Below are 424 nucleotides of genomic sequence, written 5' to 3'. Positions count from 1 at the left end.
TCCGTACTCCGTAGGCGAAACCGGCATGGTCGGTTCTCCGAAGCGTCGTGAAATTGGTCACGGTCGTCTGGCGAAGCGCGGCGTGCTGGCAGTCATGCCGGATATGGACAAATTCCCGTACACCGTACGTGTTGTGTCTGAAATCACTGAATCCAACGGTTCCTCTTCTATGGCTTCCGTGTGCGGCGCGTCTCTGGCGCTGATGGACGCAGGTGTGCCGATCAAAGCTGCCGTTGCGGGTATCGCAATGGGTCTGGTGAAAGAAGGCGACAACTACGTTGTACTGTCTGACATTTTGGGCGACGAAGATCACCTGGGCGATATGGACTTCAAAGTTGCAGGTTCCCGCGACGGTATCTCTGCACTGCAGATGGATATCAAAATTGAAGGTATCACCAAAGAGATCATGCAGGTTGCGCTGAAC

General features: G+C 54.2%; 1 pseudogene. It reads left to right on the top strand.

The window, feature by feature from the left end:
• Positions 1-424 (top strand): annotated as a pseudogene (locus GPA25_RS23735) (polyribonucleotide nucleotidyltransferase); the annotation flags it as partial.

It is taken from the genome of Aromatoleum diolicum (assembly GCF_012910955.1).
GTDB classification, from domain to species: domain Bacteria; phylum Pseudomonadota; class Gammaproteobacteria; order Burkholderiales; family Rhodocyclaceae; genus Aromatoleum; species Aromatoleum diolicum.
This window is presented reverse-complemented; position numbering and strand designations above follow the sequence as displayed.